The 21,412-nt window shown below is 58.0% G+C and carries 25 protein-coding genes; 16 read left to right on the top strand and 9 right to left on the bottom strand.

Annotation, left to right across the window (positions count from 1 at the left end; translation table 11 throughout):
- Positions 1-16: 16 nt before the first annotated feature.
- Positions 17-898, bottom strand: a complete 882-nt coding sequence (locus AC2FIS_RS14880; RefSeq protein WP_496774118.1) for an AEC family transporter — start codon at positions 896-898, stop codon at positions 17-19.
- 80 nt (positions 899-978) lie between these two features.
- Here AC2FIS_RS14880 and hspQ point away from each other — a divergent pair, with 80 nt between their 5' ends.
- Positions 979-1,305, top strand: coding sequence for a heat shock protein HspQ (gene hspQ / locus AC2FIS_RS14885; protein WP_108861127.1), 327 nt, complete (start codon positions 979-981; stop codon positions 1,303-1,305).
- Between the two features lie 34 nt (positions 1,306-1,339).
- Here the strand turns inward: hspQ and AC2FIS_RS14890 are convergent, their stop codons facing one another.
- From AC2FIS_RS14890 to AC2FIS_RS14900, 3 genes are all read right to left on the bottom strand, one after another.
- On the bottom strand, positions 1,340-2,917 hold the full coding sequence (locus AC2FIS_RS14890) for a gamma-glutamyltransferase family protein (protein ID WP_496774120.1): 1,578 nt from the start codon (positions 2,915-2,917) through the stop codon (positions 1,340-1,342).
- Positions 2,918-3,127: 210 nt separating this feature from the next.
- Complete coding sequence (locus AC2FIS_RS14895) at positions 3,128-3,571, bottom strand: ATP-binding protein (RefSeq protein WP_496774121.1); 444 nt, start codon at positions 3,569-3,571, stop codon at positions 3,128-3,130.
- Between the two features lie 28 nt (positions 3,572-3,599).
- Positions 3,600-3,938, bottom strand: a complete 339-nt coding sequence (locus tag AC2FIS_RS14900; RefSeq protein ID WP_496774123.1) for an STAS domain-containing protein — start codon at positions 3,936-3,938, stop codon at positions 3,600-3,602.
- A gap of 102 nt (positions 3,939-4,040) precedes the next feature.
- On the opposite strand from AC2FIS_RS14900, the gene AC2FIS_RS14905 reads away from it, so the two are divergent.
- Together AC2FIS_RS14905 and AC2FIS_RS14910 are read left to right on the top strand one after the other, a co-directional pair.
- The gene (locus tag AC2FIS_RS14905; protein WP_496774124.1) at positions 4,041-5,213 is read left to right on the top strand and encodes a thiolase family protein; all 1,173 of its coding nucleotides are present in this window, start codon (positions 4,041-4,043) and stop codon (positions 5,211-5,213) included.
- 53 nt (positions 5,214-5,266) lie between these two features.
- A complete protein-coding gene (locus AC2FIS_RS14910) occupies positions 5,267-5,719 on the top strand; it encodes a GAF domain-containing protein (RefSeq protein WP_496774125.1) in 453 nt (150 codons plus the stop codon).
- 51 nt (positions 5,720-5,770) lie between these two features.
- Here the strand turns inward: AC2FIS_RS14910 and AC2FIS_RS14915 are convergent, their stop codons facing one another.
- Together AC2FIS_RS14915 and AC2FIS_RS14920 are read right to left on the bottom strand one after the other, a co-directional pair.
- Entirely contained in the window at positions 5,771-6,160 is a 390-nt protein-coding gene (locus AC2FIS_RS14915) for an SHOCT domain-containing protein (protein WP_058279764.1), read from the bottom strand.
- Positions 6,161-6,272: 112 nt separating this feature from the next.
- Positions 6,273-6,554 carry a DUF1294 domain-containing protein gene (locus AC2FIS_RS14920; protein WP_496774126.1) on the bottom strand — a complete coding sequence of 94 codons (282 nt, stop codon included), beginning with the start codon at positions 6,552-6,554 and terminating at the stop codon, positions 6,273-6,275.
- A 117-nt stretch (positions 6,555-6,671) separates the two neighbouring features.
- Here AC2FIS_RS14920 and AC2FIS_RS14925 point away from each other — a divergent pair, with 117 nt between their 5' ends.
- The 10 genes from AC2FIS_RS14925 (at position 6,672) to rarD (ending at position 17,750) form a co-directional block, all read left to right on the top strand.
- A complete protein-coding gene (locus AC2FIS_RS14925) occupies positions 6,672-7,241 on the top strand; it encodes a helix-turn-helix domain-containing protein (RefSeq protein WP_108861133.1) in 570 nt (189 codons plus the stop codon).
- Complete coding sequence (locus AC2FIS_RS14930; protein ID WP_496774128.1) at positions 7,241-7,864, top strand: LysE family translocator; 624 nt, start codon at positions 7,241-7,243, stop codon at positions 7,862-7,864. The genes AC2FIS_RS14925 and AC2FIS_RS14930 overlap by 1 nt, the downstream gene beginning before the upstream one ends.
- 4 nt (positions 7,865-7,868) lie before the next feature.
- Positions 7,869-8,249, top strand: a complete 381-nt coding sequence (locus tag AC2FIS_RS14935) for a GFA family protein (protein WP_496774129.1) — start codon at positions 7,869-7,871, stop codon at positions 8,247-8,249.
- A gap of 15 nt (positions 8,250-8,264) precedes the next feature.
- Positions 8,265-10,715: a GcvT family protein gene (locus AC2FIS_RS14940; protein ID WP_496774130.1), complete on the top strand. Its 2,451-nt coding sequence runs from the start codon at positions 8,265-8,267 to the stop codon at positions 10,713-10,715.
- A gap of 18 nt (positions 10,716-10,733) precedes the next feature.
- The gene (locus AC2FIS_RS14945; protein ID WP_113791746.1) at positions 10,734-11,210 is read left to right on the top strand and encodes a cupin domain-containing protein; all 477 of its coding nucleotides are present in this window, start codon (positions 10,734-10,736) and stop codon (positions 11,208-11,210) included.
- Positions 11,211-11,212: 2 nt separating this feature from the next.
- A complete protein-coding gene (locus AC2FIS_RS14950; RefSeq protein ID WP_496774132.1) occupies positions 11,213-12,265 on the top strand; it encodes an alcohol dehydrogenase family protein in 1,053 nt (350 codons plus the stop codon).
- Positions 12,266-12,277: 12 nt separating this feature from the next.
- On the top strand, positions 12,278-13,171 hold the full coding sequence (locus AC2FIS_RS14955) for a homocysteine S-methyltransferase family protein (protein WP_496774134.1): 894 nt from the start codon (positions 12,278-12,280) through the stop codon (positions 13,169-13,171).
- Positions 13,172-13,181: 10 nt separating this feature from the next.
- Positions 13,182-14,156 carry a GlxA family transcriptional regulator gene (locus tag AC2FIS_RS14960; RefSeq protein ID WP_496774136.1) on the top strand — a complete coding sequence of 325 codons (975 nt, stop codon included), beginning with the start codon at positions 13,182-13,184 and terminating at the stop codon, positions 14,154-14,156.
- An 89-nt stretch (positions 14,157-14,245) separates the two neighbouring features.
- Positions 14,246-16,699 (top strand): GcvT family protein, encoded by a 2,454-nt coding sequence (locus AC2FIS_RS14965; protein ID WP_496774138.1) that lies wholly within the window; start codon positions 14,246-14,248, stop codon positions 16,697-16,699.
- A gap of 145 nt (positions 16,700-16,844) precedes the next feature.
- A complete protein-coding gene (gene rarD, locus AC2FIS_RS14970) occupies positions 16,845-17,750 on the top strand; it encodes an EamA family transporter RarD (protein WP_496774139.1) in 906 nt (301 codons plus the stop codon).
- On the opposite strand, the gene AC2FIS_RS14975 is transcribed toward rarD, so the two are convergent.
- Positions 17,741-18,451 (bottom strand): SGNH/GDSL hydrolase family protein, encoded by a 711-nt coding sequence (locus AC2FIS_RS14975; RefSeq protein WP_496774140.1) that lies wholly within the window; start codon positions 18,449-18,451, stop codon positions 17,741-17,743. The two genes, rarD and AC2FIS_RS14975, sit on opposite strands and share 10 nt — an antisense overlap.
- Before the next feature lie 2 nt (positions 18,452-18,453).
- Entirely contained in the window at positions 18,454-18,864 is a 411-nt protein-coding gene (locus AC2FIS_RS14980; RefSeq protein ID WP_496774142.1) for a nuclear transport factor 2 family protein, read from the bottom strand.
- 97 nt (positions 18,865-18,961) lie between these two features.
- Here AC2FIS_RS14980 and AC2FIS_RS14985 point away from each other — a divergent pair, with 97 nt between their 5' ends.
- Complete coding sequence (locus AC2FIS_RS14985; RefSeq protein ID WP_496774144.1) at positions 18,962-19,609, top strand: RluA family pseudouridine synthase; 648 nt, start codon at positions 18,962-18,964, stop codon at positions 19,607-19,609.
- 2 nt (positions 19,610-19,611) lie between these two features.
- Here the strand turns inward: AC2FIS_RS14985 and AC2FIS_RS14990 are convergent, their stop codons facing one another.
- The gene (locus AC2FIS_RS14990) at positions 19,612-19,797 is read right to left on the bottom strand and encodes a hypothetical protein (RefSeq protein ID WP_058272537.1); all 186 of its coding nucleotides are present in this window, start codon (positions 19,795-19,797) and stop codon (positions 19,612-19,614) included.
- 103 nt (positions 19,798-19,900) lie between these two features.
- Between AC2FIS_RS14990 and AC2FIS_RS14995 the strand changes: the two genes are divergently transcribed.
- Complete coding sequence (locus AC2FIS_RS14995; protein ID WP_496774145.1) at positions 19,901-20,590, top strand: helix-turn-helix transcriptional regulator; 690 nt, start codon at positions 19,901-19,903, stop codon at positions 20,588-20,590.
- Between the two features lie 108 nt (positions 20,591-20,698).
- Positions 20,699-21,370: a YiaD family glycine zipper/OmpA-like lipoprotein gene (locus AC2FIS_RS15000; RefSeq protein WP_496774146.1), complete on the top strand. Its 672-nt coding sequence runs from the start codon at positions 20,699-20,701 to the stop codon at positions 21,368-21,370.
- The last annotated feature ends 42 nt before the right edge of the window (positions 21,371-21,412 follow it).

A 21,412-nucleotide genomic window follows, 5' to 3' on the forward strand; every position in this document is an offset into this window, starting at 1 on the left:
TAGGAAATCACAATCGTTATAGAACAATGGCTAGTATTATAGGCAATGCGCCCACGGACAGCACAGTTGAAACCATGACCATCCCAGCAACCGCGTCCGAATCCGCGTCAAACCGCTCGGCCAGTAGGTACGATGTAACCGCGACTGGAGTGCACATCTGCAGGACCAATACTCCAAAGGCGGTTGAGTCCAGATCAAAGAATCGGGCTATTGCCCAGCCAAGGGCGAAGCAGACCACAAGCTTCAGGATAGACAGCCAGATCGCCTGACTCAATTTGCGCGTCGTCAGCCTTGCAATTGCCACGCCGACTGTAATCAACATCATAGGGATGGCCATTTGGCCCAGCAGCTCTAGCGTATTGGTCAGGAACAGTGGCGTTTCCCAGTCTTGCCATAGGAATAAGGCCCCAAGCAGGGTTGCCCAAACCATCGGTTCGCGCGCAACTTTGCCGAATGCACCTTTTCCAGCGACGAGGTAAATTCCATAGGTGAAGGAAAACAGGGCGGTAATGGCCAGGAAAATGACTGCAAAACCCAGACCGGCCTGTCCAAACGCAAAAATACAAAGCGGCAGGCCCAGATTGCCCGTGTTCCCGAAAATCAACGGCGACAGGTAAGTGCGACGGTCCAGGTTTGAAAGTCGAACGAAAACGCCAAAGGCCACGGCAAGGCCAATATGACCCGCAATTGCGGCCAGTGTGAAGCGGGTCAACTCTCCTGCCGGGATCTCGGTTTGCATCAGCGCCACAAAGATCAGGCTGGGCACGGCAAGCGTCACGGCAAGGCGCGTCACAAACTCCAAACGGTACTCAAAACCAAGTTTGACCCAGGTGAATCCAATGCCCGCCAGCAGGAAAACCGGCGCCACAATTTCGAACACTGTCAGTAAGATGTTCACAGACTGTTTCCTTTAATTTCCGATCAATGATTGGCATTCCGGCCCGGAAAGAGGTAGTAAGATCTTTGGGGGCTGAGATAATGCTGAAGACAAATGCCAAGTACCGCCTGGGACAGGTGGTCCGCCATAAAAAGCATCCCTTCCGAGGGGTGATTTTTGACGTGGACCCGGAATTTTCCAACACAGAAGAGTGGTATCAGGCCATTCCCGAGGACAGCCGCCCCATCAAGGATCAGCCGTTTTACCATCTGCTCGCGGAAAACGACCAATCCTTCTATGTGGCTTATGTTTCAGAACAAAATCTGGTTGCGGACCAATCGGGGGAACCGGTTGAGCATCCTGATATTCCTGACATGTTCGGTCCTTTCGAGAATGGCGCGTACCCGCTGCACTTTAATTTGAACTAAGTAATTTTGTGCGCCAGATTGCGCGCCCTGGTGGTCAATAACCTAACGCACAACCGTCTTTTCTGGGGTCGCTTGCGCCTTCCAGAACACCATCTGTGCGGATTCGGATTGCTTGCGCTCCGCCAAGTGGCGTTTCTGGAACCTGAACGTTGTGCCCAAAATCGCTCAATTGTTGAGATGTGCTGGGCGGAATTCCGCGTTCAAGTTTCAGAACGCCGCCGTCAGCAAAGGCACGCGGGGCGTCCACAGAGGCCTGCAAACCCAACTCATGATCCGTGAGGTTGGACAATAGGCGTGCGTGGCCTGTTGGTTGAAAAGTGCCGCCCATCACGCCAAATGGCATGAGCACACGGCCATCCTGTTTGAGCATACCGGGAATGATCGTGTGCATCGGGCGTTTGCCCGGGCCAAGCTCGTTTGGGTGACCGGCGCTCAGGTTGAAGCCTGAGCCGCGGTTTTGCAGCAAAATCCCGTATTTTTCCGATGCGATGCCAGACCCGAAGCTGTGAAATATGGAATAGATCAGCGAAACAGCCATCCGATCCCGGTCAACAACCGTGATATAGACCGTGTCCTTATGAATGGACTCGGTTAGTGGAGCCGTCGCTGGTATGGCGCGCTTGGGGTCAATCAACGCGGCCAGCTTGTCCGCCACGCTCTGGTCGAGGAATCGTTCAGCGTGGGTTGTGTGATCGGGGTCCGCAATGAACCGATTGCGCGCGTCATAGGCGAGTTTTGACGCCTCGGCCTCAAGATGGATGATTTCTGGGCCAAATGGATCAAGACCAGCCAGATCGAAGTTCTTTAGGATGTTCAAAAGCAGGATTGCAGTCGCACCCTGGCCGTTGGGCGGGTGTTCGACAAGGTCAATGCCGTTGTAGTTTCCGCTGACAGGCTGGGTTTTTGTGCATTGCGTGGCCAGAAAATCCTCGGCCGTGTGAACACCACCCAATGCTGTCAGGGCGTCAATCATATCCTGTGCAATTTCACCGGAATAAAAGGCGTCACGACCATTGCGTGCAATCCGGCGCAGAACCTCGGCTTGCCCTGGCGCGCGAAAGACCTGACCTGTTTTTGGCGCTTCGCCGTCAGTCAGGTAGTGCCTGCGCGCGGCGCCCTGTAACGTGGCAGCCCCCGTATTCCAATCAATGGCGACGCGGGGTGCAACCGGGACACCCACCTCGGCATAATGTATGGCTGGCTGTAGAATTGCGTCCAGCCCAAGCTTTCCTTCGGATTCTGCCAAATGGCAAAACGCATCAATTGCACCGGGAATGGTCACAGCATCGGGCGTGTTCAATGGCACTGAATCCAGCCCTTCGGCCCGCAACCGATCGGCATCCGCCGCTGCTGGCGCGCGGCCAGACCCGTTCAGAGCCCGAATTTGATCTTCGCCCGCGCGATTGAACAGAACAAAGCAATCACCGCCTATCCCGGTCATCTGCGGTTCACAAATGCCCAGCAGCACGGCACCTGCTATGGCGGCGTCCATGGCATTGCCGCCTTGTTGGAGAATACTCACCGCAGCCTGCGCGGCCAGAGGATGTGATGTGGCGCACATTCCTTCGGTTGCCAAAACTTCGGACCGACCCGGAGTGTGAAAATCCCGCATAGCTTTGCCTTCTCCCTTTGAACGCGCCGAAGGTAAAGCGTGGTCAGAGATTGTCTAGTCACATCAAGGAGAAGATCCTCGGCGCCGTTCACTGGGTGGGGGCTGTGACACGAGGCGCCGAGGGAAGCTATCTGAGCTACGGATACCTTTTTGCCCTTTGTTTGCGGCGCGGCAATGGTGCGATCTGGGCCATTATGTGACGATTTTGGGTCAGGTGGTCGGGTTTGGAAAGTCAAACCGCAGGGACAACCGGTTGCAGCCATTGCGATGTTCATAGCGAATGTCGCTGGTCAGTTCGTGGATCAGGAACCAGCCAAACCCGCCTTCGGGCAACTCGTCGAGTGTCGATCCCAAAGGCGCGGGCACACCATCGGGCACGCGAAATCCAGGCAAAGGAGTCCCGGTGTCAGAGATCAAAATGTCCAGCCAGTTTTGATGCAGGCGACAATGCACCCGGACCTTGGCCGGAGTGACGCCCGCATAGGCATGCTCGATCACGTTGTTGATCGCCTCGGCCAGAGCGATTTTCACGTCACTCGCCTTGTGTGGCGGTAGGCCCTGCGCCTCCAACCCTTTGCTTAGCCGGGCGATGCCAACACTGGCTTCGGCTTCGGTTGCAGCAAAGCTCAGATCCAGGCAGTTCCCGTTCCCCATCGACATCGCGCCTATTCAATCCGTGAAGTCATTCCGCCGACGGTGTTAGAGCGTCGTCCAGGGTAGGATAGAGGTTGAAAACCGTATCCATGCGGGTCAACCGAAACACCTTTTCGACAAACGGGTGCAACCCGGCCAAATCCAACCTGCGGTCACTGCCCAGTTGTTTCATCGACGCGACGATAGCCCCAAGGCCACTTGAGTCGATGAATTCGACCCCCGTCAGATCCAAGACCACTCGCGGCGCGCCGCCGTCGGCCTCATTGCGCATGTCTTCCTTGAACTGAATGGCCATTGCGGCATCAATCCGGTCCGAATGCACGGTAATGATCTGTGTCGTGTCTGTTATCTTACTGGTCAGGGCCATGCGCGCGGGTTCTCTAAACTGATAATCACTCGTAGAAATACGCTAGACGGCAATTCTTACCATTCGGTATCCATCTCAGTAGAAAAGCGAAGGAGCATCCAGATGAAGCAAGTCGTTATCGCCGGCGCGGCGCGGACCCCGATGGGTGGGTTTCAGGGGATGTTCGATTCCGTGACAGCGGCCGATCTGGGCGGCGACGCCATCAGGGCGGCGTTGCAAGGGGCCGGTACTGAAACCGTTGACGAAGTCCTTATGGGGTGTGTTTTACCGGCCGGGCAGGGGCAGGCGCCCGCACGCCAGGCCGGTTTTGCGGCAGGGCTGGGCGAAGATGTTCCCGCCACAACGCTGAACAAAATGTGCGGATCGGGCATGAAAGCGGCCATGATGGCCTATGACCAGATCGCTCTAGGGCATGCCGATACAATGATCGCAGGCGGGATGGAGAGCATGACGAATGCCCCCTACCTTTTGCCCAAAATGCGCGAAGGCGCGCGATTGGGTCATGCGCAGGCAATGGATCATATGTTCCTGGACGGGCTCGAGGACGCTTATGACAAAGGTCGCCTGATGGGCACATTCGCCGAAGACTGTGCCGAGGCCTTTCAGTTTACACGTGAAGCGCAGGACGAATATGCGCTGCGTTCATTGTCAAATGCGCTGGCCGCACAGGAAAACGGCGCATTCGCGGATGAAATCACACCGGTTACGGTCCGTACCCGCAAGGGTGAGGTCACGCAGGCCACGGATGAACAGCCACTCTCGGCGCGGCCCGAGAAGATCCCGACCCTCAAGCCGGCGTTTCGTAAGGACGGTACTGTCACCGCAGCAAACTCCTCTTCGATATCGGATGGCGCGGCTGCATTGGTTCTGGCATCCGAGGACGCAGCCCAAGCGCAGGGTCTGACTGTTCGTGCCCGTATTGTCGGCCATGCCAGTCACGCGCAGGCACCGGGGCTGTTCACGACCGCACCTGTTCCGGCCGCGCAGAAACTGCTGACCAACATCGGCTGGTCGAAAGAAGACGTCGATCTGTGGGAGGTAAACGAAGCCTTTGCGGTCGTGCCGATGGCGTTCATGCACGAAATGGGTCTGCCCCGCGATATCGTCAACGTGAACGGCGGGGCTTGCGCACTTGGGCATCCGATCGGTGCGTCGGGTGCGCGGATCATGGTCACGCTGCTGAACGCGTTGGAAAAGCGAAACCTGAAACGCGGGGTGGCGGCGATCTGCATCGGCGGTGGCGAAGGCACGGCGATAGCCATCGAACGCGTTTGACGCTTCACCTTTTTCCAAATACTCCGGCGCAAACCCCTGCCACGAGTTCCGACATGACAGCTGATTACGATACACTTGCCAAAACCATCGCGGCCCTGACCGAGGGAGAAACCGACAATGTGGCCCTGATGGCCACAGTCGCGTGCGAGGTGCATCATTCCGATGATCGTTTTGACTGGACAGGGTTTTATCGTGTCACCGAGCCGGGGCTTTTGAAAATCGGACCCTATCAGGGTGGGCACGGCTGTCTGGTCATCCCGTTCGACCGCGGTGTTTGCGGCGCTGCCGCCCGTACCGGCGAGGTACAGTTGGTGCCAGATGTGGATGCGTTTCCGGGCCACATCGCCTGCGCGTCTTCGACCAGATCCGAGGTGGTGCTACCTGTGCACAACGCTGCCGGTGACGTCATTGCGGTGTTCGATATCGACAGTGATCAACCCAACGCGTTCAATGAACAAGACGCAAGGAAACTGAGCGAAATTCTGGCCGGCGTATTCGCCAAGTAAAAATGGCCGGGGGGCGTACCCCCGGCCATATTGATTAGTGTGTGCTTCCTATCAGGTGCTCAGAAGCTTGGCCTTCTGCGCCGCAAATTCCTCATCCGTCAGAACGCCTTTTTCCTTGAGCGCAGCAAGCCGTTCCAGTTCATCCGCAGCAGATACTGTGGCTACCGAGCGGATATAGTCCTTTTGCGCCTGTTCGATCTGGCTCATGGCCTCGGCATTGTGCTGGTGCATCTTGTCGCCGCGGACGATCAGGTAAGCCAGAACGCCCATCCATGGAATCAGGATGACAAAGGCGATCCAGACTGCCTTTCCACCGCCGCTTAGGTCCTTAGAGCGGAAGACATCGGCCACAACCGAAATCATCACCCAGAACCAGGCCACCATCAGGAACAGCCAGAAGATTGACCAGACTATGTCGAAAAAGCCGATACCGTTGTCCATTTGTCATTCAACCCTTTGCGAATGCGTAAGAATAATCATATTCAGATAGAATGAGAGTGTAGCAGACAGTTTCCCAAATGGTTAGCGCCTAATCCCTGATGAAATTTTCGCGCTAGACCAGGCTGGGCAATTCCAAGGCCACTAGAAGATAGGCCAGCACAGCCTGAGCGCCGAAAATCCCAAAGATATAGTATGAAAACAGCCGCTTGCGGGTTTTGTGTCTGAAAATCCATCGCCCCAGCAATGCGCCTGGATTTCCGCCCAGCGTCGCCAACCACAATAGATTTCGTTCCGGGATACGCCTTTTCCGCTGTCTGGCCCGCAGCTTATCCCAGCCAAAGGCAAGCAAAGTCAGGGTGTTGACGACCCACAGATAAATCACCGCAATCCACATGGTTGACGGATATCCAAACAATGTCGTGGATCCAAGTGAAAAAATTCTTGGTTTTTTCACGGAATCAATGCATCGTGAAAAACGAGGAGAAAATTTCACCAAACTTCGGAGCGTTCAGTGAACAGCCAAGCCCCGCACAGTGCCACACTCGGAGCCGACCTTCGCGCATTGCGCAAAGCGCGCGGGCTGACGCTGAGCGAGATTGCAGCGCGCCTTGGCCGTTCGGTCGGTTGGTTGAGTCAGGTCGAGCGTGACATGTCGGATCCATCAATTTCGGACCTTCGCGAGATCGCCGAATGTCTGGGCGTTCCGATGTCTATGCTGTTCGCGCACTCTTCGGCACCTGCGGACGAACAGGGTTACGTCGTGCGTGCCGGATCGCGCCGCCCGATGGGCTCGGGCGAGGAAGGGTTGATCGAAGAGCTGCTTTCGCCCGACCTGACCGATGATTTCGAGATGGTGCACTCGACGTTCAAACCACGTTCAAAAATGCAAACGCCCGCCAACCGACCCACGCAGGAGGTTGGCTACATGGTGTCCGGACGGTTGGATTTGACGATCGGAGATCGCCGATTCCTAGTGGGACCCGGTGACAGCTTCCGCATCAAACACCAACCCTATCAATGGTCGAACCCGTATGATGAGCCCGCGGTGGCCATCTGGGTGATCGCCCCGCCGGTGTACTGATGAGTTTTGAGGCCTGGACCATATTCGCATTGTTCTGGGTGGTGTTCGTCACCACTCCGGGTCCGAATGCGGTAAACTGCATCTCGAACGGAATGAGCCTGCCGTTTCCCAAGGCGATGCTGGGTGTTTTGGCGATTCTAACGCAGGCCAGCGCGTTTCTGGTTTTGTCAGCACTAGGTGTAACCGCATTGATCGCAGCCTCCCCAACCGGGTTTTTCATCGCCAAACTGGTTGGTGCAGGGTTCCTGATCTGGGTTGGGGTTCGCGGTTGGATGAATGCCACGCGTCCGGCACCAGTTACCGAACGCCCAGCGCGTCACGTGTATCTACACGCACTGGCGGTTGCGACGATCAATCCTAAAAGCGTGGCAGGGTATCTCGCCGCCTTTTCGCAATTTGTGCAACCGGATGTGCCGATCTGGCAGCAGATGGTAGTCATCATGCCCACGGCGCTGGTCATTACCACGCTCAGCTATACCGGGTTCACCCTGATGGGCACATTGATGGGCAAAGCGGCGCTGGGCGCTGTGTTCAACACATGGGTGCGCCGTGTCATGGCCGCCTGTTTCATCGTCTATGGCGTGTTGCTGGGGGCCAGCTCCACGCCCACAGCAAAGGGGTAGTCACATGCAAACCGGTTCTTGCCTCTGCGGCGCTGTCGCATTCACGATTGACGGAGAGCTTTCACCGCCTTCGGCCTGCCATTGCGGTCAATGCCGCAAGCAGTCCGGCCATGTTTGGTCTTCGACCTGGGCACATCAGGACAACTTGAGTTTCACCGCCAGCGATACGCTTACGTGGTTCCGCGCTTCGGACACCGCCCGCCGCGGTTTCTGCCGTTCCTGCGGCTCGTTCCTCTTCTGGCAGCACAATGACGAGGACACGATTTCGATTTCCATGGGGGCCTTCGATACGCCCACCGGATTACAGCTCGCCCGGCACATCTTTGTGGCCGACAAGGGCGATTACTACGACATCACAGACGATCTGCCCCAACGGGCACAGTAACAAGGATCAAGACCAATGAGCGATTTTCCGACAAAAGCCCGCGTGGTTGTTATCGGTGGCGGTGTGGTGGGGGCCTCCTCGCTGTATCATCTGGCCAAGAAGGGCTGGACCGACTGTGTCCTGCTGGAAAAGAACGAATTGACCGCAGGCTCGACCTGGCACGCGGCGGGCAACGTTCCTACGTTCTCGAATTCATGGGCGATTATGAATATGCAGCGGTACTCGACCGAGCTGTATTCGCGTCTGGGCGAAGAGGTCGACTATCCGATGAACTACCACGTTTCAGGCTCGATCCGTCTGGCGCACAGCAAAGAGCGGATGCAAGAGTTCGAACACGCCATGGCGATGGGACGCTATCAAGGCATCCCGATGGAGATGTGGACCCCGGAAGAAGCGAAAGAACGCTATCCTTTCCTGGAGACGCACGATCTTGAAGGCGTTCTGTACGATCCCACCGATGGTGACATTGATCCGGCGCAGCTGACACAGGCGCTGGCCAAGGGCGCCCGTGACATGGGCCAGAAGATCATCCGCTTCTGCCCGGCGACCGGAGTGACGCAGCATGACGATGGCACCTGGACCGTACACACCGACAAGGGCGATATCGCCTGCGACTATGTTGTGAACGCCGCTGGGTATTACGCGCAGCGCGTGGGAGAGTGGTTCAAGCCCTTTGGCGGCCGCACAGTTCCCGCGATGGTGATGAGCCACCAGTATTTGCTGACCGACGAAGTGCCAGAAATTGAAGAATGGTCCAAAGCGAACGGTGGTAAGAAACTGCCACTGCTGCGCGACGTGGATATCTCGTACTACCTGCGGCAGGAAAAGAATGGCTTCAACCTTGGTCCGTATGAGCCCAACTGCAAGGGCCACTGGATGACTGAAGACGATGCTATGCCCGAGGATTTCTCGTTCCAGCTGTGGAACGATGATCTGGACCGCATCGAGGATATCGTCACCGACGCGATGGAGCGGGTTCCGCTGATGGCAACCTCGGGCGTTGGCCGTGTCATCAATGGCCCCATCCCATATGCACCGGATGGCCTGCCGCTGATCGGCCCGATGCCGGGAGTTAGAAACGCGTTCGAGGCGCACACCTTTACCTTCGGCATCGCGCAGGGCGGTGGCGCGGGCAAAGTGCTGGCCGAATGGATCGTCGATGGCGCGACCGAGTGGGACATGTGGGCCGTCGATCCGCGCCGCTACACCGACTACACAGATCAGGACTACTGCAACCAGAAAGGTTTGGAGGTTTATGGCAACGAATACGCCATGCACTTCCCTCATCACGAATGGCCTGCCGCACGCGACAAGAAACTGTCGCCGGTGCATGACAAGGTCAAAGCGCTGGGCGGCGTGATGGGTGCCTATAACGGATGGGAGCGGGCCAACTGGTTCGCAAAGCCGGGCGACGACACGTCGCTTGATGCCACCCATACCTGGGGTCGGTCCGGCCCGTGGGAGCAGCGGATCCAAGAAGAATGCGAGGCCGTGCGAGATGATTGTGGAGTGCTGGATCTGCCAGGCTTCTCGCGCTTCATGGTCAAGGGAGAGGGCGCCGCTGAGGCGCTGCGCGGTCTCGCAACCGGAGGGTTGCCAAAGGTCGGTCGGATGAACCTCATCTATGTCTCTGACGAGCGTGGCCGCATTCTGACCGAGATGTCCTGCATCCGTCTGGGCGAGGACGAATTCGTCATGATCACCGCTGCCACCGCGCAGTGGCATGACCGTGACATCCTGATGAATGCAATGCCTGCCAGTGTGTCGATCGAAGATGTCACTACTACACGCGACACTCTGATCGTCACGGGCCCGAATTCGCGCGAGATCCTGTCGAACCTGACAGATGCCGATCTGACCACTGGTTGGCTGACCCACCAGTCCGCCACGGTTGCAGGCCAGCCCGCCTACCTGATCCGCGTCTCCTTTGCCGGTGAACTGGGATGGGAAGTGCACGCCCTGAACGAGCATATGCCTGCGATCTATGACGCAATCGTCGACGCCGGTGCCAAACCGTTCGGTATGTATGCCCTGAACTCACTGCGTATCGAAAAAGGCTATCGGGCATGGAAGGGCGACCTGTCGACCGACTACTCTCTGCTGGAAGGTGGGCTGGAGCGGTTCGTCAAACTCGACAAGCCGCAGGACTTCCCCGGCAAGGCCGCGATCCTGAACGAAAAGCAGCAGGGCGTAATAAAGGCCTTTGTCACCATTACCGTGGACGCCGGCGACTGCGATGCGCCCTACATGTCCTGCATCTGGCAGAACGGCGAGATCGTGGGCGAGACCACTTCGGGCGCATGGGGTTACCGCGTCGGCAAGTCCATCGCGCTGGGCATGGTCAAGGCCGAGCTTGCCAACCCCGGCACCGAGCTTGAAGTCGAAATCTACGGCCAAAAGTGCCGCGCCGTGGTAGAGCAGGATCAGCCGCTCTGGGATCCTGAGAACGAGCGGTTGCGCGCTTAAACTCTCACGGAGACCACCATGAGCAAACGATACGCCAAACTGGGACCCGGTGAGGGTCCTAACTATGACTGGGAAAATGACCACACCTTTGTAAAAGTGTCTGGTCAGGACACCGATGGCGCATACACGCTCATGGAAGACAATCTGAAGGCCAGCTTCGCGCTTGGCCTTCATCGCCATGATACCCACGCCGAGACCTTCTACTTTCTGGAAGGCGCGGTGGATTTCTACGTTGATGGCGACTGGCATCGCTGCACTCCGGGCACAACCATGCATGTCCCGCCCGGAGTACCCCATGCGTGTCGCGTCGCCGATGGCGCGCCCGCCAGAATGCTGATGATCTTTCAGCCCTCGGGGTTCGACGGGTTTCTGGCCGAACTGGCGACAATGACTGAGGCAGATTTCGCAGATGAGGCGAAAATGGCCGAGCTGAACGCGCGTTACGACATTGTGCCGATGGGGCCGGTTCCAGCCCATCCGGAAGACAGGGTCTAAAGATGACCACGCCCACGAAAATGTCCGGCGTTTACCTGACGCGCCACGGCGGTCCCGAAGCGCTGGAATGGCGCGAGGATATTCCGGTCCCAACGCCTGGTCCGGGGCAGGTTCTGGTTCGGGTCGCGGCTGCAGGGGTAAACAACACCGACATCAATACACGGGTCGGCTGGTATTCCTCGGACGTGACCGGGGCAACGGACGCCGTTGATCAGGATGTTGATGCCGGAGGATGGGGAGGTGCGTTGGCGTTTCCGCGCATTCAGGGTGGCGATCTGTGTGGGATAGTCGAATTGGCAGGGCAAGAGACCGGGTTTCAAGCCGGGCAACGGGTGACCTGCCCGATCAACTTGCCGCGCCCACGCCCCGGCAATCCGACTGGCTTTATCGCATTAGGCTCTGAAATCGACGGAGCATTTGCGCAATATTGTCTGGTTCAGGCCGACGACCTGTACGACGTGACGACCTCACCTCTGTCAGATGTCGAAATCGCCGCCATCCCCTGTGCATTTGGCACAGCCGAAAATCTATTGACCCGTGCTGGCGTGACTGCCGGGCATAAGGTGCTGGTTACCGGTGCCTCGGGTGGCGTGGGCCTTGCCGCCGTGCAACTGGCTGCGCTGCGCGGGGCGACGGTTTGGGGCGTTACGGGTTCAGCCAAGGCCGAGGTGGTCAAAGCGCAGGGGGCCGTGGACACCTTTGACCGCAACGCGCCGCTGCCCAAGGACATGTTCGACGTCGTGATCGACGTGGTCGGAGGCCCGGCATGGCCCGGCCTGATCCTGGCCCTGAAACCCGGCGGGCACTATGCTGTTTCAGGCGCAATCGCAGGACCAATCGTTTCGGCTGACCTGCGTGAGATCTACCTGCGCGACATCACGATTCACGGCTGCACACATCAGGCATTTGAAGTCTTTGGCCGCCTTGTCGAGATGATGAATACGGGCCGCATCAAGCCTTTGGTTTCCAAGACCTATCCACTAAGAGACATCGCTAAGGCGCAGGAGGACTTTCAGTCCAAGGCGCTGCCGGGAAAACTCGTTCTAATTCCGTAGGGAGGTTGGCAAATGGCGGATATCACGCTTTTGGATGGCTCGATTGGGCAAGAACTGGTCAAACGCAGCGGGGACAAGCCCACGCCGCTGTGGTCGACGCGCGTGATGATCGACCACCCGGAACTGGTGGAAAAGGTCCATGCCGAGTACTTCCGCCGTGGCGCGACGGTTGCAACGACTAACACCTACGCGGTCCATCGCTCTCGGCTGGAACGTCTGGATATGGAGGATCAACTGCCCGACCTAGTCCGTGCTGCGGTTACCCAGGCGAACCACGCACGCAAGGGCGGTTCCGGGCGCATCGCCGGGGCACTGGGTCCTTTGCTGGCGTCCTATCGCCCCGATCTGAACCCTGATGTGGAAGACGCCGCTGAAAAGTTTGCCGAGTTGGTTACCCTCATGTCCGATGACGTCGACCTATTCCTGATCGAAACCGTTTCCTCGGTACAAGAGGCCGAAGGGGCCCTGCGTGGTACGATCGATGCGGCCAAGCCGGTCTGGCTTGCGCTATCCGTTATGGATGATGACGGAACACGGCTGCGGTCTGGTGAACCGCTTGCCGATATTGCGCCTCTTGTGGATCGGTTTAACCCTGACGCTGTTCTGATAAACTGTTCGCGCCCCGAGGCTATTCCCGCCGCGCTCAAGGTCATAGCCACGATGAGGCGACCATTTGGGGCCTATGCAAACGGGTTCACAGGGATTGCACAGGATTTCCTGAAAGACGCGCCGACTGTCGACGTGTTGACACAACGCCGCGATCTTGGACCCGAGGCTTATGCCGATCATGCCATGGAATGGGTAGCGCAGGGGGCAACGATTGTTGGCGGATGCTGCGAAGTCGGGCCGGATCACATAGAGGTCCTTGCCGGCCGATTGCTGTCCGCCGGGCACCGGATTGTCTGAGAGGAAAGTGATGCCATCGCCGTCGAACATCCCGGCTTCTAACGCGCAGCGACATTTCGACATCGTTGTCGCGCCGGGCTATGTGCTGCTGGAACTGGCGTCATTGGTTGAGGTGCTGCGGCTGGCCAACCGCGTTTGCCCGAGCCCGCCATTCACCTATGCCTATCGCTCTCTCAGGGGTGGCCCGGTCGCCAGCAGCAGCGAGGCGACGATCCAGACCGACCGCATTCCGTCGCAGCCCAACGCGGACTATTTGTTCGTCATCGGAAATTCCGACCCCGATCATCCTGATCTGTCGCTGGGGCGTGTTGTATCCGACTACACGTACCGCGGTGCACAGGTCTTTTTGCTGTCTGAAGCTGCAAGCCGGTATATCGACGAGCAGGGGACCGAGGACATGTCGACCCATTGGGAAAACGCGTCCTTCCTGCGTGAGCGCCGCGCCCAGTTCGAGGCCAAACTGTCGATTGCAACAGAACAGGGCGCCGTGGTGACCTGCGCGGGGATGGAGGCCACTACCGATGTCGCGCTGGCTGTGATCGGGCGTCATATTTCAGGGCCAACAAGAATGACCGTGGCCGACATCATGCTGCACGAAAACATCCGGGATTTCTCGTCTCTCCAGCCATTTTCCGGATCAAAGACCACCGCTACAGGTGACGCCAAACTGGACCAGTGCATCAAGGTGATGCAGGCCAATATCGAAGACCCGCTGCCGATTAACGAAATCGTCGAAGCGCTAAAGCTTTCGAACCGATCGCTGGAACGGAAGTTCAAGAACTATTTCGGAACCACACCAAACGGATTTTACCGCGAAATGCGGCTGGCCAAGGCCAATAACTTGCTGCTTAACACAACGATGAGTGTTCGCGAAATTGGTCTTGCCTGCGGGTTTCCCAACGGTTTCTCGTCGGTCTACAAAAGCTTCTTCGGCGTAACCCCCTTTGTGCTGAGACGCGAAAAACGGCAAGTCAAACAACGTTGATTTTTGCAAATGGGCTGACGTTTTTCGTGCATTCTGTGTCGCTCTTTCGTGTCATTTTGGGTGGAAACTCATAAAGCGGAATCATGAGAATGGCTGATCTTCCAAACAAGGCCCGTGTTGTCATTATCGGTGGCGGTGTCATCGGATGTTCGGTGGCGTATCACCTGACCAAGAAAGGCTGGAAAGACGTTGTCCTGCTGGAGCGTAAGCAGCTGACCAGCGGCACGACCTGGCATGCGGCGGGTCTGATCGCTCAGCTGCGCGCAACGGCGAACATGACAAAGCTGGCGAAATACAGCCAGGAACTCTATGGCTCGCTCGAAGAAGAAACCGGTGTGGCCACAGGCTTTAAACGCTGTGGATCAATCACTGTTGCGCTAACCGAAGAGCGCAAAGAAGAGATCTACCGTCAGGCGGCCATGGCGCGCGCTTTCGGCGTCGAGGTCGAAGAAATCGAGAATGAACGTGTTCAGGAGCTGTATCCCCACATCAACCTCGAAGGCGTGAAGGGTGCTGTTTACTTACCGCTGGATGGTCAGGGTGACCCGGCCAACATTGCCTTAGCGCTGGCAAAGGGCGCCCGTCAGCGTGGCGGTATCGTCAAAGAACGTGTGAAAGTCACCGACATCGTCAAGCAGGGCCGCAAGGTGACCGGAGTAGACTGGGTCGCGGATGACGGCAGCGCTTCAGGTCATATCGAATGCGACATGGTGGTGAACTGCGCCGGTATGTGGGGGCATCAGGTCGGCCAGATGGCTGGCGTGAACGTGCCGTTGCACGCCTGCGAACACTTCTACATCGTGACCGAAAATATCGACGGTTTGACTCAGTTGCCGGTTCTGCGCGTTCCCGATGAATGCGCGTATTACAAAGAGGACGCAGGTAAAATCCTGTTGGGTGCATTTGAACCGAATGCCAAGCCCTGGGCGATGGACGGTATTCCTGACACCTTTGAATTCGACCAGCTGCCCGAGGATTTCGACCATTTCGAACCGATTCTCGAAGCCGCGTGTGAACGTATGCCGATGCTTGCCGAGGCCGGTATCCATACCTTCTTCAACGGGCCCGAGTCGTTTACCCCCGATGACGCCTATCATCTGGGCCTCGCGCCTGAGATGGACAATGTCTGGGTCGCGGCGGGCTTCAACTCGATTGGCATCCAGTCCGCCGGTGGCGCTGGCATGGCGCTGGCCGAATGGATGGACAGCGGTGAAAAACCGTTCGATCTGGGAGACGTGGACATCAGCCGGATGCAGCCGTTCCAGGGGAATAAGCAGTACCTGTTTGAGCGCTCGAAAGAGACCCTAGGCCTGCTCTACGCTGACCATTATCCCTATCGCCAAAAGGCCACTGCGCGCGGCGTGCGTCGGACCCCGTTCCACCACCACCTGCTGGAACAGGGCGCGGTCATGGGCGAACTGGCAGGCTGGGAACGAGCCAACTGGTTCGCGAATGAAGGGCAGGAGCGCGAGTATCAGTACAGCTGGAAACGCCAGAACTGGTTCGAGAACTCGACTGCCGAGCATAAAGCCGTGCGCGAGAATGTCGGCATGTACGACATGTCGTCGTTCGGCAAGATCCGCGTCGACGGTCCTGATGCCGAAGCGTTCATGAACTATATCGGCGGGGGCGATTACTCGGTCCCGAATGGCAAGATCGTCTATACTCAGTTCCTTAACCGCGCAGGCGGGATTGAGGCGGACGTGACCGTCACCCGCCTGACCGAGACCGCTTATCTGGTGGTGACCCCGGCAGCGACCCGTTTGGCTGACCAGACCTGGATGCAGCGCCATGCGGGCAACTTCAACGTCGTCATCACCGATGTCACGGCGGGTGAGGGTGTTTTGGCGATCATGGGTCCAAATGCGCGTACGCTGCTTGAGAAGGTCTCGCCCAACGATTTCACCAACGCGACCAATCCGTTTGGCACCGCGCAGGATATCGAGATCGGCATGGGTCTGGCTCGAGCACACCGCGTGACCTATGTGGGAGAGCTTGGCTGGGAAATCTACGTCTCGTCCGACATGGCAGGTCACGTGTTCGAAACCCTGCACGAAGCAGGGCACGATATGGGGCTAAAACTGTGCGGGATGCACATGATGGACAGCGCCCGGATCGAAAAAGGCTTCCGCCACTTCGGCCATGACATCACCTGCGAGGACCACGTCGTCGATGCCGGTCTTGGTTTTGCGGTCAAGGTCGACAAGGGCAGCGATTTCATCGGGCGTGAGGCGGTGATCGCGCGCAAGGAAAGCGGACCACATAACCGCCTGGTTCAGTTCAAGTTGACCGATCCGGAACCGCTGTTGTTCCATAACGAACCGATCATCCGGGACGGCGAGTATGTGGGCTATCTGTCCTCGGGCAACTATGGCCACACGCTGGGCGGTGCGATCGGTCTGGGTTATGTGCCCTGCGAAGGCGAAAAGGCCGCTGACGTATTGGCTTCGACCTACGAGATCGATGTGTGCGGCGTCAAAGTCAAAGCCGAGGCGTCGCTCAAGCCGATGTACGACCCAAAATCCGAGCGCGTTAAAGTTTAACGCAAAGGTTCGACACACGGGGCGCCTTAGCGCCCCGTTTTATTGGTACATATCAATTTTCTTGATGCGACCGTTCACGGTTTTCGCAGTTTCCAAACCCTCCGGAACAGCCGTATAGACAAACGGTATCACCCGGAGATCCATGATGGCGGACGCCGCAACATCACCCCAGAATGAGGACACGCCAAAAGGATTGGCTCTGGCGGTGACCGCCTACGTTCTATGGGGTTTCCTGCCGCTTTACATGAAAGCTCTGGCGCATATCGGGCCGGTCGAGATCGTGGCGCACCGGATTGTATGGTCGGTCCCTGTGGCCGGGCTGTTGCTGGTGGCGTTGGGGCGGACCAGGGATTTGAAGGCCGCCTTACAAAACCCGAAAATGCTGGGCATGGCCTGTCTGACAGCGGCTTTGATCTCGGTGAATTGGGCCATTTATGTCTGGGCGATTGCCAGCGGTAACGCATTGGACGCAGCGTTGGGCTATTACATCAACCCGCTGTTCAGCATTGCGCTAGGGGCAATCCTGTTACGTGAGCCTTTGAATCGTACGCAATTGGCGGCGGTGGGGTTAGCTGCTTTGGGTGTGTTGGTATTGATCGTCGAAGCGGGTCGGCTGCCGTGGGCCGCGCTGGCCCTGACGGTCAGTTGGGGTTTTTATGCTTTCTTCAAACGCTCGCTGCCCATCGGTCCCAATCAGGGCTTTCTGCTAGAGGTTCTGATCCTGCTGATCCCAGCCTTGGTCTATATCACCTGGTTGGGGGCAAAAGGAACCGGCCACTTTGGCGCTGCCGCTGGGGACACCATGCTGCTGGCCTGTGCCGGCATTGTCACCGCTGTTCCGCTATTGGTCTATGCCAACGGGGCCAAATTGGTGCGGTTGTCCACAATGGGAATCCTGCAGTACATCGCGCCGACGATGATCTTTATCACTGCGATTACCGTGTTCGGGGAACAGATCGATCGGGGCCGTATGATCGCCTTCCCGCTGATCTGGGCGGCTTTGGTGGTCTATACGATCCCGATGATCCGTCAGATGCGGGGTCAGCGCTGATGCAATAAGTCGGCTGCGGCCTCTGCCCACAAGCGATAGGCTTTGGGGCTTGGGTGATATCCGTCCGGAGCAGCCAGTGCCGGGTCATCCGGAAACTCCAATGACAGGTGCCGGGCTTGCGGGAATGTCGCAGCGGCCTTTTGCAAACCCCGGTCCAGCCGGGCCGCCTGTCGCCCCAGTGCCCAGGCCAGCGGCTGGGGCAGGGCCGGAAAACGGTTCATTTGTGGCACGGCAGTAACCACGACACGTCGAACACCCAGGTTGCTCGTCAGATGATCCAGAAGTTGGGTCTGCAAAGCCGTGAACTTTTGCCGGGATACTCCACGCGTGACGTCGTTGACTCCCAAGGCTGTCACGGCGGCGTCATAGTTGCCTTCAAGGCGGTTCAATCGTTCCAGCGTATCCTGTGTTGTGTGGCCCGTCGTGGCCTCCAGTCGCCACTCCACGCTGTAATGGCGGGCCAACCGCGCCACCAGAAACCCCGAAAGCGCCTGTTGCTGTCGCCCCGCCCCCACACCCGCTGCCGAGCTGTCGCCAGCGATGAGCAGCCGCAACCGGGGGCCGCGCCCTTCGCGCCCTTGGCGCGGGCCGGACGGTTCCGGCAGCAGCTGAGCGTTACGACGCACGGAAATCGCTTGTGCAGCCAGAACCGGCAGTAGCGGGACACGCAATATCTGATCGGCGGCAATCGGGGCAGTCATGGTTAGCTGAGCGCGTTTTTGTATTCGAGGAATCGGGGGTCCGTCATAACCCGAGCCATCATCGCCTCGCGCAGGGCACCAATGGTCTTGTAAGGGCGCATGACGACCTCGAATTCCTGTATCAGACCCTCATCGTTCAATGTGATCAGATCGACGCCGACCGCGTCCAGATCCCCGACCTTGCATTGAAATTCCAAGGCCCAATCTTTGCCTTCACCCATAATCCGGCGATAGCGGAAGTCGGAAAACACCTGTCCCACGTGACCCAGAACAGCCGCCACCGGGTCGCGTCCGGTCCAGGTGCTGTAGTAAGTTGGCGGGGAAAACCGTACGTCTTCGGCCAGCAATTCGTGGATCAGGGTTTCATCGCCCTTGGCGACAACGTCTTGCATGCGTTCGATTGTGGGGTGCATGGTCTCTCCTCCGCTTTAAGTCTGAGAGTTGCTGAACCGATCCGTTCAGGCAAGGCCGACGTTGCGGGAACCTACGCCGTGCGATAGGCAGGCGCGCATGAGCGAGACCTATGATCCCCCGAATACGCCGTTGGATGTGCTGCATGAGGATGCGCAGCTGATCGTGGTGAACAAGCCCTCGGGGTTGTTGTCTGTGCCGGGGCGTGGCGCGCATCTGGCCGATTGCCTGTTGATCCGCGTGCAGGCGGCGTTTCCGCAGGCTTTACTAGTGCATCGGTTGGATCGGGATACCTCGGGTGTCATGGTGTTTGCCCAGTCACCGCACGCACAGCGGCATCTGAGCATGCAGTTTGAAAAGCGTCAGACCCGCAAAACCTATGTTGCGCGCGTTTGGGGGCGCATCGGGCAAAAGTCAGGAACCGTTGATCTGCCGTTGATCGTTGATTGGCCCAACCGTCCGCGCCAGATGGTCTGTCATGAGACTGGAAAATCCGCCGTCACTGACTGGCGGTTCGTGAAATTCGAAGGTGAGACAACGCGCGTCCGATTGTTCCCAAAAACGGGCAGGTCGCATCAGCTGCGCGTTCATATGCTGGCGCTGGGCCACCCGATTCTGGGCGATCCATTCTACGCCGAGGGCGAAGCGCGCGAATTCCCGCGTCTGATGCTGCATTCTGAGGAACTGCGCCTAAAAAGCCCCGAGGGCGGAGTTTCGATGAAATTCCGCGCCCCGGCTGATTTCTGACCTCAGGCCGTGCTTGTCCACAGCATCTTAAGGTTGCCCAGCGAGAACCGCTTGGTCCGTTTGCGCGGTGCGCAGGGCTGACGGGCAGCCATAATTTCACGTTCGATCTCGAACGCACGCAAAGTGTGATCCTGCGCCCAGCGGTCCAGTTTCAATGTCATCATCACGTGATTGTCGAGGTATGGCATGGTCGACCTCCTTTGGTTTGTTTTCCAAAGATCGCAGATCACTCCTGACACCACCCTGTCAGTGGGGTGTGCTAGGATGTCAGCAGACCGCCCGGAGAACCTTATGCGCCGTTCAACCCGCCTTTTTGAAATCATCCAGATCCTGCGTTCGGCCGAAATGCCTGTGACGGCGGAGGCGCTTGCAGAAAAACTGGAAGTGTCTGCGCGTACCGTCTATCGCGATATCGCCGCTTTGCAGGCACAGCGAACCCCGATCGAGGGTGAAGCCGGCGTGGGATACTTGATGCGGCGGGGATACGACCTGCCGCCGTTGAATTTTGACGCTGAAGAGGTCGAGGCGCTGTGGGTCGGGTTGTCGATGCTGGCGCGCACCGGGGATAGCACCCTGCAACAAGCTGCGGACCGTGTTTGCCGAAAGATCGACGCTTTGCGCGCGCCTGCGGATTGGCTGCAAGTCGCCCCATGGGGTGCACCGATGGATGATCCGGCCAAGGGGTGCGTGCCTGTCGTAAACTATCGCGAGGCCATTCGCTCTGAACGCAAAATTCGCATCACCTATGTGAGTGCCGAAGGCGAACGGACTGAACGGATCGTCAGGCCTGTTGCCCTGATCTATCACATCGAATGCACGATGCTTGCAGCGTGGTGCGAGATGAGGAATGGGTTTCGCCATTTTCGCACGGATCGCATTTGGGCCTGCGACGCTACAGACGATCATTTCTGCGGGCAGGGGGAGCCTCTGCGGGCTATCTGGCAAGACCAGAACCAATTGGATCCTGTTGAACGGCGGTAATTTGCCGACTTCACCCGATTGTTGCTTGAGCCTAAGATAAGGTAACGCGATATACTGCGCCAAACAAAGCGGGTTCGGTGAACGGGCCCCAGAGCAGAAGGTGATTTCATGACGATTTCCAAGAGTGTTCTTGCCGCAGGGCTGTGTTCGGCCATGTTTTTGGGGGCCTGTACGGACCCCGGCACGCTGAACCTGCCCTCGGATCCGAACCAGAACGCCAAGCAGGGTGCGATCCTTGGCGGTCTGATCGGCGCAGGTGTTGGCGCTATTGCCAATGGATCTGATCCACTTTTGGGGGCCGTGGCAGGCGGAGCAATCGGTGCAGCAGGAGGCGGCCTGATAGGCAACCAACTAGACAAACAAGCAGCAGAACTGCGTCAGCAACTGGCCAATCAGGGCATCATCGTTACCAACGCAGGCGACCGGCTGATTGTGACCGTCCCGAATGATATCACCTTTGACACCGACAGCGCGACCGTGCGCCCGGCACTGCGGGCCGATCTGGTCCGGGTGGGGCAGAATCTGGTGAATTACCCCAACTCGAACGTGCAGGTCATCGGCAATACCGACAGTGACGGCGACGCCGCGTATAATCAGGGCCTGTCCGAACGCCGTGCGCGGTCTGTCGCGGATATTCTTCAGGCAAATGGCGTAAGCGGTGCTCGCATCTCGACCATCGGCCAGGGCGAAAACCGCCCGATTGCCTCTAACCTGACGCCCGAGGGGAAGGCCCAGAACCGCCGGGTCGACATCGAGATCATTCCGAACGGAAACACATAATGACATGGGCACTTTCGGGTGCCCATTTTTCGCACATTGACT

Source organism: Ruegeria sp. CDSB113 (genome assembly GCF_059611045.1).